Genomic DNA, 16,374 nt, shown 5'->3' on the forward strand with positions numbered 1-16,374 from the left:
GCACGCGCGCTACCCAAGAGCGGCGACCGCCTTTTGCGCGGCGTCGTCGAGACTGTCGGCGGAGATGATGTTCAGTCCGGAATCCCGCAGCATGGAGCGTCCGAGCTCGACGTTCGTACCTTCGAGACGCACGATCAGCGGAACCCGCAACTCCGCCTCGCGCATTGCGTCGAGAACCCCTTGGGCGATGACGTCGCACTTCATGATCCCGCCAAAGATGTTGACGAGGACGACACGCACGTTCTCGTCCGCGAGGATCAGCTTGAACGCCGCCGCCACACGCGCCGCCGTCGCGCCGCCGCCGACGTCCAGGAAGTTCGCCGGCTCTCCCCCGTAGTATTTGATGATGTCCATCGTCGCCATCGCGAGCCCAGCGCCGTTTACCATGCAGCCGATGTTGCCGGACAAGCCGACGTAGCTCAGGTCGTGCTCGTGGGCAGCAACCTCGCGCGGGTCTTCTTCGGAAGGATCGCGCATGGTGGCTACCTCGCGCTGCCGGTACAGGGCGCTGTCATCGAAGTTCATCTTGGCGTCGAGAGCGACCAGCTTCCCGTCGTCGATGATCGCTAATGGGTTGATCTCGACCAGCGACGCATCCGCGTCGACGAATGCTCGGTACAGGTTCAGCGCCAGCGGGAGGAACTGCTTTCGCACGTCCGCATCGAGCCCAAGCCCGTAGGCGATGCGGTTCACCTGGAAGGGCAGCAGCCCGACGGCAGGATCGACCGCCTCCCGAAGGATCGCCTCCGGGCGCTCTGCCGCGACCGTCTCGATCTCGACGCCCCCCTCCCGGCTCGCGATGACCGTCACGCGGGAGGTCACGCGGTCGAGCGTCATACCGAGATAGAGCTCGCTGTGGATTACGGCTGCGGGCGCGACCAACACTCTCTGGACGATCTTGCCATCGGGGCCCGTCTGGTGCGTGACGAGGTTCATGCCGATCATCTTGCCCGCGATCTCTCGCACTTCATCGACGGACTGGGCGAGCTTGACGCCTCCCCCTTTGCCGCGTCCTCCGGCATGGATCTGCGCCTTGACGACGAACGCGTCCACGTTGAGCATCTGGGCGACCGCCGCAGCCTCTTCGGGCGTCGTCGCCACGCCGCCTGGGGGAACCGGCACGCCGAACCGCTTCAGGACTTCCTTCGCCTGATACTCGTGGACATTCATCGATCAGCCATCTGCCTGACTGTTGAGATCGCCGAACGCAGCCGGAAATTGCCTTTGCCGCGAGAAGTCTAGCATACTCCTCGCGGTATATGAAGCCATCCGCGCGTGGCGCGGCTTGACGCCACCAGACCGAGGAGCCGGAGACCGTATGCGGAAGTACTTCACCTACAAAACCCTCGAGATGCTCGCCGAGGACATCACTGCGCTGGGGCTGGATATCCAGCTCGACACGGATCTCGCTCCGTGCTTCGAGCCGATCGAGGTCGGAGGAAGGCGTGTCGGGAACCGGCTCGCCATCCATCCGATGGAGGGCTGCGACGGCACGCGCGACGGCAAACCGGGCGATTTGACCATCCGACGCTGGTTACGATTTGGGGAGGGCGGAGCGAAGCTCGTCTGGGGCGAGGCGACCGCCGTCACGGAAGAGTCGCGCGCCAACACACGCCAGCTTCTCATCAACGAGAGGAACCTGCCCTCGCTGGCGTCGCTGTTGAAGCAGACGCGAGCCGCGCATCGCCGCGTCCACGGCGACGACGGCGACTTCCTGGTCGGGCTCCAGTTGACTCATTCGGGTCGCTACTCCTACCGCAAGCCTCTGATCGCCGCCCACGACCCGGTGGTTGACAGCGTGACCGTCGCCGACAAGAAGACGGGCACGATGGTCGATGGCAGCACGCCGCTGCTGACGGACGACGATCTGCGCCGCGTCGAGGATGACCTCGTGAACGCAGCTCGTCTTGCGGCGCGGGCGGGGTTCGACTTCGTCGACATCAAGCAGTGCCACCGCTACCTGCTATCGGAACTGCTCTCAGCGCGGCGGCGTCCAGGCGAATACGGCGGGAGTTTCGAGAACCGGACGCGGCTGGCGCGAAACGTCATCGGACGCCTACGCGACGAGCTCGGCGACAGGATCATCGTCGCGACGCGGCTGAACGTCTACGACGGCATCCCGTACCGGCTCGACCCGGAGACGAAGGAGGGCGTCGCGCGACCCGTCCCGACTCCCTACCTCGGAGGCTGGGGAACCGATGCGGACGACCCGACCAGGATGGACCTGTCGGAGCCCGTGCGCTACGCACAAGAGCTCGCCGAGATGGGTGTGGCGATGATCAACGTGACGATGGGGAGCCCGTACTACAATCCGCACGTCGGACGCCCGTTCGAGCGCCCGCCCACGGACGCCTACACGACCCCCGAGCATCCTCTACTGGGCGTCGCGCGACACTTCGCCGCTGCTGAGGCGATCCATCGAGCCGCGCCCAACGTCGTCGCCATCGGGACCGGGTATAGCTGGCTCCAGCACTATCTGCTCCAGGTCGCCGCTGCCAACCTGCGAACCGACCGCGTCTCGATGGTCGGCGTGGGGCGTGGCGCGCTCGCGTACCCGGATTTCGTGCGCGATGCGATGGAGCACGGCGAGATGAGCCGACATCGCGCGTGCGTCGCAGTCAGCTACTGCACCGCGTTGATGCGCGGCAAGCACAACGAGCTCGGTCAGTTTCCCGCTGGCTGCGTGCCGCGCGACGAGCCCTATGCCGCAATCTACAAGGACATGCTGGCGACGGACCCCAAGAAGGCGTAGGTCCTACTCGACGACCACGACGCAGTGGATGTCGAACGTCGGAATCTCGATGCGGAGCGTGCCATCATGCCATTCGTGGCTGATCGGAACGTCGTCCGGCACGACGGACACGGACTGGGGTCGCTGCTCGAGGGGTATCCCCAGGACCACGGGACCTGGCGACGGAACGGAGTCGATTAGCGCGTAGCGCGACGCCGTCTGCATCCCTGCCAGGTTCGTCAGATGGACCAGCAAGGCTCCGCCACGCTTGCGGAGAGACACTTCCACGGTCGGCGCGGCATCCACCGACACAGCCGGGCTCGTGTAGGCGTGCGCCATCAGGCAGCCGAGGAACTCGCGCACGGCGGGGTAGTGGGTGCGGTGGAAAGCCGTCCCCAGCGGCCCAAGAACCCCGCTGACACTCCCGCTTCCCAGGCGGTTCGTCGTCGAAGCGCAGAACGACGCCTTGCGGGTGTCGGTCGTCTCGAAGCGGACGCCCACCGGCTCTGCCGACAGCGGGACGACTCCCAGCCACAGACCCGTGAGCGACGCCAGCGATCGATCACCGCGGACGAAGGTGGAGCGCTCCTTCGGTTCCCCCACCGGCTCGATGCCCAACTCGTCGGCGAACTGCCCGCATAGCGCGGCTCCAACGAGGACGACGTTCCCGCCGGCAAGCGCGTACGACCGCAGCTCGGACTTTAGGTCGTCGCCAATCGCTGTCGTCTCGGGCAGCACGACGGCGGGGTAGTTCCATATGGCGTCGACAAGCCGCCACTCCGCCATCACATCGACGGAGTAGTGGAGCTCCAGCAGCGCGTGGAGCAACCCGTGGACTGGGTTCAGCGCGACGCCGAAGGGCCCGAACAGCCGGTCGCTCGAAGCGTAGATCGCTTCTGCCGGGAGCAGCAGCGCGACCTGCGGAACCGACGCCGTCTTGTGCGACACGTCCTGGCGCTCGCGGCAGAACGCCGCGACATCCTCCATCACGTCCACGAGCCAATCGTCGATCCATCCCGCGCGGGTCGGCTGGTAGTACGTCTGGAACCCCCCGCCCTGCGAGAGAACAGACGCCGCCTCCTGCTTGAGCTGCACGGCGGGTTTGTGGCTCCATGCGGCGTCATCGCCCTTGTTGAAGCCCCACGCCATCAGGTCCCACGGCAGCCCGGTCGAGGCGATGTACCGCGCCTCGAGGCGCGCGGTGTTGACCGAGTCGCCCGGCGAGAAGTCGCCGGAGACGAAGTCCAACGGCAGTGTGGGTCGTTCGGGAGCCAGTGTGCTGTAGAACCAGTTGCTGGCGACCTGGAACCCAGGCTTGTGTATGTGGAGGGCGTCGGCGTAGTGCTTCACGTATCGGCGGAATCGATCTCGCTGGAAGTCCAGGAGCTCTGCCCAGCCAGTATCCTGTCGGCTCTTCGGGATCGCCGTGATGCCGGTCGCCTCCGAGAACGCAGCGCACGCCGCCTCGCCGAAATCGACCTGCACCGCCCAGCAGTCGCCGTCCACCCAGACGCCGTCCAGGTCGTAGGCATCGGCGACCTCTTTCAGTTGCGGGATCAGCAGTTCGTCGACGTACGGACCGAAGGTGCTCGTCGCGTTCTTGTCGGGATTGCCCTGAGCGTCCTCGCGCGCCCACTCAGGGCGCTGCTCGACGGCGACCGAATCCCAGACACCCGAGTAGTGGATGAAGAGCGCGACGCCGAACTCCCGCGTCACCTTGCGCCAGATGGCGAGCGAATCTTTCACGATGCCGGGCGAGGACCAGCCGACGTCCGTCGGGTAGCCCGTGTATCCGGCGTGTCCCTTGCAGTCGTACTGGACGTAGTCGGGGTGAACGCGGCGAAGGAGCTCGGCGATCATCTCCTCGGCGATATCGGCTCCGAGCGATGTGTCGGTCTTCTGCGGGTGCAGGTCGAAGTGGAGCCCGAGGAACGAATCGCGCCGCAAGAGTCGCGGCGGAACGTGCGACATGGAACGGCCTCCCGTCTAGCGGACATCCGGCAGAAACCGGGCTTGCGCTGCGATGAGCTCATCTGCCATCTTCGCGGCTGCCGCGGGAGTGTCGACGCAACCGTCAAGCACGAGCGCCTGGACGAACTTCTCACGGCTTCGTTTCAGGGCAGCGTCGACAATCGTCTCGACCCACTGGAACCGAGTCGCCAGCGTGCCGGCGAGTCCGGGCGACATGGGAGTCTGAGCTAGCGGCCTGAGTATTCCGCCATCGACTACTGCCGGGCACTCGATGACGGCGTCCGACTGCAGGTTCGGTACCTGACCGGTGTTCGGCAGATTGGCTGAAAAGACCACGCGGCGGTTCGCCCGGATGCACGCGATGATCTCGATGACCTGCTCGTGTTCCCCGCCGAACTGCCGAAAGTAGTCCTCGCCAAGCGGTTCCTTCGAGTGGGCGCGCTCGCGCATGTCGGCGTAGCCTCGGTCACCTCCGGCAATCGTGTCCTCGAATCGGAACACGTCCACGCCAAGCGTCTTGCCGTAGTAGGCTCCCTCGCGCAGGAGCGGCGGGAAGAACTCGCTCACGTGGCGGTCGAGCACGGCGGGAAACGCCCCGAACGTGTGGAGGAGCTCCCACGAGAATGGGCTGTCGGTTCCGCCCTGTCCGAACCGCTCCGCCGCCATGTCACGGAGTTTCGGCATCAGGTCGCGGCCGTCGGCACGCACCTCGGTGAACCACGTGAAGTGGTTGATCCCCAGCGCATTGTAGTCCAGCGAGTTGCGATCGAGGCTGAGCGCGCCCTCGAGATAGTGGGCGACGCCGAAGACGCCGTGGCACAGCCCGATGACGTTCGCGCCGGTCGCCTTGCGGATTCCGCGACACACGGGCGACATCGGGTTGCTGTAGTTGAAGAACAGAGCCTCCGGTGCAAGGTCGAGCACGTCTTCGGCAATACGCACCATCGCCGGGATCATGCGGAACGCGCGCGATGTCCCGCCCGGAGCGCAGGTGTCGCCGACCGGCTGGAAGACGCCGTACTTGCGCGGGATGAGCACGTCCAGCTCCCATGCCCGTCTGCCGCCGACGCCAACCGTACAGATGATCGCCGTTGCGCCAGGAAGCACGTCCCGGAGCGACGTCGAGGCGGACAGCCGAACCGTCGAGCCCTTCGCCTGGATCATCTTGGCGCTGAGCTTCTCGGCAGTATCGAGCGCTTCTGGGCTCGGGTCTGCCAGCGCCAGTTCCGCCTCCATGCCTGAACGCAGCAGGTCTGACACCAGTCCTCGCGTGAACGACACGCTGCCCGCTCCGACCAGGACGATCTTCTCTCTCATTCGAAGCCCTTTCTCGGTGGGTCTTCGCGGAGCTGACCCTCGATCCCGCCCCCGACTCCCAGACTCGCATGCCCACAGCGCGAGCCCAGCGCCAGGCAGTCCGGCATATCCCAGCCGAGCAACCAAGCTCGCAAGAAACCGGCGTCGAAGTTGTCACCTGCCCCGACGGTATCCTCGATCCGCTCGACCGGGATCGCCGGCGCATGGTGAGTGCCCTGTCCGATGAACGCCGTCGCGCCGTCGCCGCCGCGTTTGATGACAACGATCGGCGTCTCGGCGGAAAGCTTGCGTCCGGCATCGTCGACATCCGGCACGCCAGCGATGCCGATTGCCTCCCGCTCATTCGGCAGGAACACGTCCACCCACGGCAGCAGGTCGCGCACCTCCAACCAGGTGTTCGACGGATCCCAGTTCGTGTCGAGCGACGTCGTCACGCCGACAGCCCGGCAACGTTTCAGGAACCCAAACCAGAACGGTCGCAAGCTCTCCAGCAGGAAGTACCCGCCGATGTGCCAGTGCCGACAATCTGCCAGCAGGTCGTCCGTCAAGTCGTGGGGCTTCGTCGCGTCGATGGAGCCGAGCAGCGTCAGGATCGCCCGGTCTCCATCGTCCTTCGCCAGAGCGACGCTCAGACCAGTCTGGATGATGGGATCGACGCGAACACGCCCGATGTCGATGCCGATGGTGCGGAGCTTGCTCGATACGAACCGGCCGAAGGGATCATCCCCGACCGCGCCGATGATGCCGACCTTGCCGCCCAACTTGGCGAACTGTGTCGCGAAGATCGTTGCGGAGCCACCGACCTCCAGCACGTATCCGTCGATGAGCTGCTCCTGCTGCCCAAAGCGCGGTACGACGTCGCCCGTGCAGACGAGGTCAACGCACAGGTCCGCCACGGTCAGGACGTCCAGTCGCTTGCCCAATGTCTCCTCCTGGAGGCTGCTAGCGACGCGCCTTGAGGTCTCCCCACATCGCCGCTGCCTTGCCGTCAGGACCCGCGTCGACGGTTCCGAAGCCGTTGTAGTCCGGCACGGTGGACCCGCGAACGGAGAACTCGTCGAAACGCGTATCCATCGTGTCCTCGACGCAGAGACCGACGGGCCCGCTCGACGGCCGGAGTTGCAGCGACCCAACGCGAGAGCCGTCGAAGTAGAACGTCGCGGACGTCGCGTTCATGTCGATGCGGAGCGTGTGCCAGCGGTCGTACGGCAGATCGGACTGCCTCATCAGCAGAAGCTCGCGCGAGTAGAGCTCGAACACCTCGACTCGCTTGGACGGAGGATGGATCGCAAAGACGACCGCCGATCCCTTCGTGCGGGCGACGACGATGCCTCCTTTGGAGCAGATCGCCAGGTTGGGCTTGACGACGTTCACACGAACGGAAGCGGTGAACTCGCGCCATCGGTCGCTGCCGACCTCGATGATTGCTGGAACCGTCAGAACCGGATGCGCGCTGACGCCGACCAACTCGCCTTCCGTCTGGCGGAACGCAGCGATGTCGCCCGTCCACTCGGGAGACATTCGCTCGGCGGCGAAGTCGTCGCGCCAAGTGCCAGCCGAAGCGGACACCACAAGGCTGAGAACGGTGCACACAATGGCTCGCAAAGCGTGGCGACCTCCATACTTGCAGCCGGTTGACGGCACGGGCGTACGGACACATGACACTGAGTGGTTCATTTCGTCAATCGGTTACGATTCGTAGGAGCGACCCGACGGGGCGTCTTCGCTGTGAAACGGGCGACACACCGCGTCGCCCCTACTCGGCACCGTCCGTTGATTCGACGGGTATCTACGAAACAGACCACTGAGATCGGGAAACAACGCGGGACGCTGCACCGTATATGTCCGTGCGACCCCTCTTGTGCCCGGTGCGGACCTCGCCAGGACATATCATGTTCACGCTTATGATGGTCGGCGCCGTTCTCGCCGCGTCGATCGAGCCAGCACCCCCGGTTCCACATATTGATAGCGTCGTCATGGTGCGACCACAACCGCACGCTTCGAGCCCATCCACCATCTGGTACGACGACTTCGACGGACCGGTTCCCGCGTATGGCGAGTCACAGGGGGACTTGTCGGAAGCCGAGGCGTTCGGCGGCGAAGGACGTTCCATGCTGTCGCTGTACGAGTCCGGTTCCCGTGGAATCGGCAATCGAAAAGTCTTCTTCGGCGACGCGCCTCTGTCGAATGTCGTACAACGAGGGAGAGTGTTCACCGACGTCTATTGGCGCATCTACGTGAAGTACCCGGCGAAATGGATCGGCGGCGGACCTGCGAAGCTCTCGCGAGCCACGAGCCTCGCGTCGCCCAACTGGTCGCAAGCGATGATCGCCCATGTGTGGACCAGCGGCGACGCCTTGACGCTCGATCCGGCATCGGGAGTCCGTGACGGCGAAGTCGTCACGAGGAAGTACAACGACTTCGAGCGCCTGCGATGGCTTGGGAACCGTCCGGCGTCCGGCTTCCAGATGACCGACCCGTCGGAGACCGGGCGCTGGGTCTGCGTCGAAGCGCGGGCGAAGCTGAACACGCCCGGCATCGCGGACGGTGAGAACCAGCTCTGGATCGACGGCATCCTGGCGGCGGAGAGAACCGGGCTCGATTGGCGCGGAAGCTATTCCGGTCACGGCATCAATGCCGTCTTCCTGGAGACCTACTGGAACGAGGGATCGCCCGTCGCGCAGTCGCGATGGATCGATAGCTTCGTCATCGCGACGGAACCCATCGGACCGGTCGTATGTCCGGTGAACCCCGAGCTCATCAGGACGCCGCACTCGGGCCCGGGAGGGCTCGCGGCGTGGCAGGTCGAGATCGCCGAAGATGCGGAGGGTCACCGTCTGGCGTGGCGTTCGCACGACATCACCGATCCGCTGCGAGTACGCGTTGGTCGCGACATGGGGGAATTCGTCGCGGATGATTCGGGAACGTCGTCGCTCGAGGCAGGACGGACCTACTGGTCACGAGTGCGGCAACGCAACGCTGCCGGTGTCTGGTCGAGCTGGAGCCCGTGGCATCAGCCCTTCGCGACAGCGGCGGACGAGCGCTAGGCACGAGGAGCCCGTCGATGGATGAGATGTCTGTCCAGGAGCAGTTCCGCGTCGCACTCGAGTCTTTCGTCGAGAAGGTGAAACGCGACGATAAGATCATCGCTGCGATCCTGTTCGGGAGCCTGTCCTACGATCAGGTGTGGGAATACTCGGATATCGACATCTACCTGGTCGGCAAGGACGAGAAGAGCGATGTACGCGGCTACTCGCTGGTCGAGAACGGCATCAACATCCACGCGGTCATCTATCCAAGAGGACGGTTCCGCAGACTCCTCGAAGGGGCGAGGCAAGGGCAGTTCACGCACTCGTCCTTCGCACGCAGCACGCTGCTCTACTCGATCGACCCCACACTGGCGGACTACTACCGAGACGCCATGCAACTCGGAGCCCATGACCGCGAGACGGGCATGCTGCAGGCGGCGACATGGATGCTGCCGGTCCTCATCAAGGCGGAAAAGTGGCTCTATGTGAAGCGCGATCCGGAGTACTCCTTCCTGTGGTTGATGCACGCCATCGAGTCGCTGGCGCGGATCGAAGTCCTCGGCGCGGGAGGAATCCCTGGACGTGAGGTGATCCATCAGGCGCTGAAGGTCAATCCGGAGCTGTTCGGGGCGCTCTATACCGACCTCATGCACGGGCCCAAGACGTATGGACAGATGGAGCAGGCGCTTCAGACCGTCAACGACTACCTCGAGGAGCGGATCCCGACACTGTTCAAACCGATCCTCGACTACCTTCACGGTGAGGGAGTGGCGCGAAGCGCCTCGGAGATATCGGAGCATTTCGAGAAGCGGATGTCTGGGACGGGGCCCGTCATGGCATGCGAATGGCTGGCGGACAAAGGCGTCATCATGAAGGTCGGGACGCCGGTGCGGTTGACCGAGAAGAGCTTGGTGACGCTCGACGAGGCGGCATATCTGTACGATGGAGGCGAGATGTGAGGACGACGATCGACATTCGCGGGGCGCGCGTCAACAACCTGAAGGACGTCCACGTCGAGATCCCGCGCGACCAACTGGTCGTCGTCACAGGACTCAGCGGGTCGGGCAAGTCCTCGCTGGCATTCGAGACGATCTACGCCGAAGGTCAGCGCCGCTTCATGGAGTCGCTGTCGTCCTTCGCCAAGCGGTTCATCCAGCAACTCAAGAAGCCGGACGTCGATTTCATCTACGGACTCTCGCCGGTCATTTCCATCGAGCAGAAGTCGGTCGGGCACAACCCGCGTTCCACCGTCGGAACCATGACCGACCTGAGCAACTATCTGCAACTGTTGTTCGCAACCATCGCTCAGGCGCATTGTCCGTTCTGCCATCGCGAGATCCCGGGGAAGTCCAGCGTGCAGATGGTCGACCGACTCATGGCGTTGCCGCCGGGTTCGCGAGTCGAGGTGCGCGCGCCCGTCTGGAAGGTGTACGACGAGGACTTCGCCTACCTGTTCGGAGAGATACGCGGCAAGGGCTACCGCTGGATGCGGATCGACGGTGAGACCCACGACCTCAGCGAGCAGATCGAGCTCGACGAAGAGCGCGACTACGACATGGAGGTCATCATCGACCGGTTCGTCATCAAGCCGGGGATCGAGAAGCACGTCGCCAACGCCATCGAGAACTGTCAAACCCTCGGCGAAGGGTTCCTTCGCTTCGAAGTCACCGAGGCAGACCTATCCAAGTTCCAGCCGGAGTCGTTCTACGACGACTTCGCCTGCCCAGAGCACCGCGTCACGATGGGACAGGTGAACTCCGGGTACTTCCGGTTCAACGACCCGCTGAGCGCGTGCGTCACCTGTTCCGGCTTGGGAACCTATCTGCAGGTTCACCCCGATCTGCTGGTTCCCGACAAGGACCGGAGCATCCTCGACGGAGCGTTTGTCGAGCAAGCCTACCGCTACAACCGCGACACATGGGCTGGCGTCACGATGTGGAGCATGGCTGAGCACTACAGGTTCAGCCTCGACACCCCTTGGAAGGACCTGCCGGAGCGTGTCCAGCAGATGCTGTTGTACGGCACGAAGTCCGAGAAGTTCCCGCTCTCGTTGCCGCCGGGATCGAAACCGGCCTCGAAGTACATCACGAACAACGTGGGTAAGCCCATCGCCCACGGCGGCATCGCGGCACAGATCGAGCGACACTATCGGTCCTACCGCAAGAAGGACACTGCACACTCCGGCATGGAGGAATGGCTCCGCAAGGTGATGGTGGAGCACACGTGTCCCGACTGCCACGGCACACGGCTCAAGCGCCAACGGCTGCTCATGACGATCGACGATGTCAACATCCATCAGGTTGGCGACATGCCGCTGGAGGAGGAGCTTCGGTTCCTGAACAGCATTTCGATGCCAGCACACTTGGCGAGCGCTGGCGGGCTCGTTCTGCGCGAGCTGACCACACGACTGGCGTTGTTGACTGGTATCGGGCTCGACTATCTCAGCCTGAATCGCCCTTCGGGAACGCTCTCCGGCGGGGAATCGCAGCGCGTGCGGCTCTCGACGCAGATCGGCTCGGGACTGATGGGGATGCTCTACGTCCTCGACGAGCCCAGCATCGGGCTCCACCCCAAAGACAACGTCAAGATGATCGACACGCTTCGTCGGCTGCGCGACCTGGGAAACTCGGTCATTGTCGTGGAGCACGATGAGGACACGATGCGCGCAGCCGATCACATCGTCGAACTGGGCCCGGGCCCGGGCGTCCACGGCGGCGAGATCACGGCAGAGGGCACCATCGAGCAGGTGCTGGAGAACCCCAACTCGCTCACGGGCCAGTACCTGAGCGGGCGCAAGCGGATCGAGCTCCCGGGCACGCGCCGCAAGCGCAAGAAGGGCAATGTCCTGCGGATCGAGGGAGCCTCGGAAAACAACCTGAAGCGCATCGACGTCGAGATTCCGCTCGGCGTGTTCACGTGCATCACCGGCGCGTCGGGCTCCGGCAAGAGCACGCTCATCAACGACATCCTGTTCAAGAAGCTCTACTCGATCTTCCACGACAGCCGCGTTCTGTCGGGCAAGCACGACGCTCTGCGCGGACACGAGCTGCTGAGCGATGTCGTCAACATCGACCAGACGCCCATTGGGCGGAACTCACGGTCGAACCCCGCGACGTATGTGGGCGTCTACGACCACATCCGCAAGCTGTTCGCCGACACGTCCGAGTCGAAGGATCGGGGCTACGGGCCCGGCAGGTTCAGCTTCAACGTCAAAGGCGGGCGCTGCGAGGAGTGCAGCGGCGAGGGCGTCATCACGACGCAACTCCACTTCATGCCGGACGTCGAGGTGCTGTGCCACTCGTGCAAGGGAGCCCGGTTCAACCAGGAGACACTGGTGATTCTCTACGAGGGCAAGACGATCGCCGAGGTGCTGGACATGCCCATCGAGGAGGCGGTGTCGTTCTTCTCCGACCAGCGGGTCGTCCACCACAAGCTGCGCATCCTCAACGACCTGGGGCTCGGATATCTGACCGTCGGTCAGTCGTCGACGACGCTGTCAGGCGGCGAAGCGCAACGCGTCAAGCTGGGACTCGAGCTCGGGAAGATGAAGAAGGGCTCCCACAACCTCTACATCCTCGACGAACCGACAACCGGGCTGCACCTCGCCGACATCCAGCGCCTGCTCGACAGCCTGACGCGCATCGTCAACGCCGGGCACTCCGTCGTCGTCATCGAGCATCACCTCGACGTGATCAAGATGGCGGACTGGGTGATCGACCTGGGTCCGCTCGGCGGGCACAACGGCGGCGAGATCGTCGCTCAGGGCACGCCCGAGCAGGTGGCACAGGTAGATCGGTCGTTCACAGGGCAGTTCCTGCGACCGTACCTCGAACGCCGCGCGGGCGCGTAGCCCCATCTGCCGGGGCTCGTCGATCAGGCTGTGCTGGATAGCTCGGATTCGATAGCTGTCCATCCCCGACCGGAGCGGATGGCGTCGATGATCTGCTGGTAGCGCCACCCATCGGCGAAGGTCAGGTAGGGGTCGTGGGCATCGCCTCGGATGTCAGCGACGAAGTCTTTGGCGAGCGCACACCACTTCTGCTGGATATCGTCGCCGACGGGCGGGAGAGCGTCCTTCAACCGCTGTGGGATCTCAAGCGCCTCAGGCTCGGACTCGCCACGTCTCTGGATCGACACACGGAACGTGATGACACCGTCCGCGACCAACGTGCCGCCATCCCCGTAGACCCGCAGACCTGTTGACTCCTTCGTCACCCCTTGACCGGGACCGTAGACGAACGAGCACCCGATGTCGTTGCCTCGCGCGTCGATCCGAAGCAGCGCCCTGAAGGCTCCGTCCGCGTCGCAGTCGCGCCATTCGAGCCTCTCCGCCTGTTCCGACGTCAGCTCTCCAGTCTTTTTCATCCAAATCCTGAAGTCATGCACGTCCGGCACGACGGGAGCTCGTGTCATGAGGACTCGAGCCTCGCCGACTGCCCGGATCGTCTCCCCTCCCGCAATGCGCTCGACGATGCCCAGCAGGTGCGGCAGCAGGTTGTGGAGTAAGCCGCCGCCGTGGTCGCGCACCATCATCCAGGACCACGGCACGATCCTAGGAAAGCCGCCACGGACGGTCATCACGATCTCGCGGACCTGTCCGATCTCCCCTTGTTCGATGAGTTCCCGCATCAGGGAGACGCTGGCGTCGTATCGGTGGGTCGCGGCATAGGCGGTCTTGACGCCGGCGTCGAGCGCCAGCCGGTGGAACCAGGATGCGTCGTCAACCGACGTCGCCAGAGGCTTGTCGCAGTAGATGTGGGCCCCGACCTCGCACGCCGCCTCGATGACCTCTGCGCGGAGCACGGCGGGCGTCGCGATTGCAACGATGTCGGGCTGAACCGCCCGGATCGTGCCGCACCAGTCTGTGGACACTTCGCCGATCTGCAGCTTGGTCGCAGCTTCCCGCAGGATTTCGGCGTTGCGGGCGCACATGGCAGCCACGTCGACGCCGAACTGTCGAAGCGCGATCGTGTGGCCCTCGCCGGCCCATCCGGCTCCTACAACGACAGCGGTCATCTGAGTGGGCATGCTCCTGCCTCCATTCGTCGGGAAAGCTGTGTTTGAGTCCAGGTAGCCGATTCCGCCGGCAGCCGCAACCGCTGCGTGTCATGTCATCCGGCAGGCGACGAGGGACGTTGTTGCTATGGTGTCGACGACTCGGCGGTGTCGGAAATGTTGACAGTGTTCTCGGCGGCATGCTACACGTGTGAGTGTTAGAGTTAGGAACCCGAAGGATCGACCGATGCGGCGCGCGCGCATCACAGCTTTGCTGATCGCCGTCATGGCGCTCGCCGCCCTCAGCGAGACCGTTGCGGAGTTGTGCCGGCCAGCGCATGCCTGTTGCGCGACCACCACGACGCGCCCGGAGCAATCCGACTCGTGCGAAGTCGCCTGCGCGGCGGGCCCGCAAGAGCAGAACCCGAGTCCCGAATACCGCACGGTCATCTCTCCCATCGACCAGCCGGCCCCGGCATCGGCGATGCCAGCTCCCGCATGCATCGTCAACGCTCCCAAGCCCAGCCCTGACACGACACCGATGGTCGCGCAGTTCGCGCCGCCAACCGACGTCACTCGTGCGCCTCCTGCCCAAGCCTGACATCCGGATCACGTTCCCGTCCATTCAGATACGTCCGCTACGGCGTTGGACTCACGTCGTCCACCCGACCGCTGCTGAGCAGCGCTCGCGAACACTGACGACGGCGGAACCGAGTCGAACTGGCCGTAGCAGCGAACCGGACGAACGCGAGGTCCTCGGCGGCTGATGCCGTTTGCCCCGCGACCGTAGGGCTTAGGAGCGCGCAATGTCGCTTACGAGTCGGCGACTCATCACAGTATTTGCTGTCATCGCCTTGCTGGGAAGGCTTCACGTCGCGGTTGCCGAGGAAGGCACCGCACCCGCCAACAATCCGTCCGAGCCGTCGCTGTCCGGTCCCTCGTGGATGCTGACGCTGCCGACGGCAGATGTCCTGCCACAAGGCGACTACGTCATCGGCGTCGCTCAGGGGGGTACGATCCCGTTCCACGGGGATGTCGGGGCGCTGTGGAAAGACCTGGAGATAGGCCTGCACGGAGCCAAGCTCCGAATCATGCGGGAGGGAAGCCCGTGGGCAGCGGTCGCGGTCGGCGCGACCTTCGGTTACTACCCGTCGGGCATCTACGTCGTCGGCAGCAAGACGCTGCGCAGTATGCGGCTCCACGTCGGAGCTCGGTTCCTGCCCTTCGATTTCGCCGATGACGAGAACGACTCGATGTCGGCGGCCACCGAAGTCGCGTCGACGGATGACGGATCGAGTCATTCCAGCTCAGAAGCGACTGCCTCGGGTTCCAACGACGGATTCCTAGACACGCTCGAAGCGTTTGCCGGCCTCGAGAAGGAGATGGTCCCCGGACGGATCCGGCTCCTGCTCGAAGTGGGCAGCACGCTCAACGGCGGCTTCCGGTTCAACGTGTCGCCGGCTTGGACGTTCGATGTCGGCGCGCGAGTCGGCTTGCCGGAGCGCATCCGCCGATCCATCGGCAACAAGGGCGACGCTTACGCATTCACCAGCCGTGACGCGACCGCGTACCTCGGATTCTCGTATTCATCGAACTGGAAACTGATGGGACCGCCGAGGGAGGACCCCGGCTCCACTCCGAGCGTGTCCGAGTAGGATGGCGGAGGCTGAGCGCATGGACGCTCCGAGAACGTACCGCATCCTTCGACGTGCCGCGCTCCATTTCGCTGTCGCTGCTTGGGTGGCTTCGGCAGCGGGAGCCGAGTCGCCCGCCGCGCTGAGGACGCTCCTGGACAGCGCGATGCGGAACAACCCATCCATCCGAGCAGCACGAGCCCGCTGGGAGGCGGACGAAGCGCGCGTACCTCAAGCCGGCAGTCTGAACGACCCGCAGTTCCGCGCGATGCTGATGAACTCGACCGGAACGCCAGCCATGTCCCTGACGCCGAACGACATCCAGTACCGCATCTCACTGGATGTGCCGTTTCCCGGCAAGCGTGCGTTGCGCGCTGACATGGCGCGCGAGGACGCCGCGATCAGTCGTCACGACATCCGCCGACTCGAGCTGGATATCGCTCAACGGATCAAGGACGCCTACTTCGACATCCACCTTGCCGAGCGGAAGATAGAGGTCAACGCCCGGAACACCGAGCGCGTGCGCGAGCTGCTAGCCGCCGTGCGCGAGCGGTACGGGACTGGACGGGCCGAGCTATCCGACGTCCTGGACCTCCAGAACGAGTTGGCGATCCGCGTCAACAACGAGTCCTCCTTCCGCGACGAGCGGCGCGGTGCGGAGATTCGGCTGAACCTGCTGCGAGACATGTCGGCGAGC

The 16,374-nt window shown here is 64.5% G+C and carries 12 protein-coding genes; 7 read left to right on the forward strand and 5 right to left on the reverse strand.

What is annotated here, in order from left to right; all coding sequences use genetic code 11:
* Nucleotides 1–9: 9 nt before the first annotated feature.
* Nucleotides 10–1,170 (reverse strand): ADP-forming succinate--CoA ligase subunit beta, encoded by a 1,161-nt coding sequence (gene sucC / locus FJZ36_08985; GenBank protein MBM3215033.1) that lies wholly within the window; start codon nt 1,168–1,170, stop codon nt 10–12.
* Between the two features lie 148 nt (nt 1,171–1,318).
* Here sucC and FJZ36_08990 point away from each other — a divergent pair, with 148 nt between their 5' ends.
* Entirely contained in the window at nt 1,319–2,752 is a 1,434-nt protein-coding gene (locus FJZ36_08990; protein ID MBM3215034.1) for an NADH:flavin oxidoreductase, read from the forward strand.
* A gap of 3 nt (nt 2,753–2,755) precedes the next feature.
* On the opposite strand, the gene FJZ36_08995 is transcribed toward FJZ36_08990, so the two are convergent.
* The 3 genes from FJZ36_08995 to FJZ36_09005 are packed head-to-tail and all read right to left on the reverse strand — an operon-like array spanning nt 2,756 to nt 7,152.
* A complete protein-coding gene (locus FJZ36_08995; GenBank protein ID MBM3215035.1) occupies nt 2,756–4,702 on the reverse strand; it encodes a hypothetical protein in 1,947 nt (648 codons plus the stop codon).
* Nucleotides 4,703–4,717: 15 nt separating this feature from the next.
* A complete protein-coding gene (locus tag FJZ36_09000; GenBank protein MBM3215036.1) occupies nt 4,718–6,019 on the reverse strand; it encodes a hypothetical protein in 1,302 nt (433 codons plus the stop codon).
* Nucleotides 6,016–7,152: a sugar kinase gene (locus FJZ36_09005; GenBank protein MBM3215037.1), complete on the reverse strand. Its 1,137-nt coding sequence runs from the start codon at nt 7,150–7,152 to the stop codon at nt 6,016–6,018. The genes FJZ36_09000 and FJZ36_09005 overlap by 4 nt, the downstream gene beginning before the upstream one ends.
* Before the next feature lie 843 nt (nt 7,153–7,995).
* Here FJZ36_09005 and FJZ36_09010 point away from each other — a divergent pair.
* The 3 genes from FJZ36_09010 to uvrA are packed head-to-tail and all read left to right on the forward strand — an operon-like array spanning nt 7,996 to nt 12,898.
* Nucleotides 7,996–9,066, forward strand: a complete 1,071-nt coding sequence (locus FJZ36_09010; protein MBM3215038.1) for a hypothetical protein — start codon at nt 7,996–7,998, stop codon at nt 9,064–9,066.
* A gap of 17 nt (nt 9,067–9,083) precedes the next feature.
* On the forward strand, nt 9,084–10,007 hold the full coding sequence (locus tag FJZ36_09015; GenBank protein MBM3215039.1) for a nucleotidyltransferase domain-containing protein: 924 nt from the start codon (nt 9,084–9,086) through the stop codon (nt 10,005–10,007).
* A complete protein-coding gene (uvrA, locus tag FJZ36_09020; protein MBM3215040.1) occupies nt 9,893–12,898 on the forward strand; it encodes an excinuclease ABC subunit UvrA in 3,006 nt (1,001 codons plus the stop codon). The genes FJZ36_09015 and uvrA overlap by 115 nt, the downstream gene beginning before the upstream one ends.
* A gap of 23 nt (nt 12,899–12,921) precedes the next feature.
* On the opposite strand, the gene FJZ36_09025 is transcribed toward uvrA, so the two are convergent.
* Complete coding sequence (locus FJZ36_09025) at nt 12,922–14,076, reverse strand: Gfo/Idh/MocA family oxidoreductase (GenBank protein MBM3215041.1); 1,155 nt, start codon at nt 14,074–14,076, stop codon at nt 12,922–12,924.
* Nucleotides 14,077–14,290: 214 nt separating this feature from the next.
* Between FJZ36_09025 and FJZ36_09030 the strand changes: the two genes are divergently transcribed.
* From FJZ36_09030 to FJZ36_09040, 3 genes are all read left to right on the forward strand, one after another.
* A complete protein-coding gene (locus FJZ36_09030) occupies nt 14,291–14,644 on the forward strand; it encodes a hypothetical protein (GenBank protein MBM3215042.1) in 354 nt (117 codons plus the stop codon).
* A gap of 205 nt (nt 14,645–14,849) precedes the next feature.
* Nucleotides 14,850–15,698 carry a hypothetical protein gene (locus tag FJZ36_09035; protein MBM3215043.1) on the forward strand — a complete coding sequence of 283 codons (849 nt, stop codon included), beginning with the start codon at nt 14,850–14,852 and terminating at the stop codon, nt 15,696–15,698.
* A 1-nt stretch (nt 15,699) separates the two neighbouring features.
* On the forward strand, nt 15,700–16,374 hold a 675-nt coding region (locus FJZ36_09040; protein ID MBM3215044.1), incomplete at its 3' end, for a TolC family protein.

Source organism: Candidatus Poribacteria bacterium (assembly GCA_016866785.1).
Taxonomy (GTDB): domain Bacteria; phylum Poribacteria; class WGA-4E.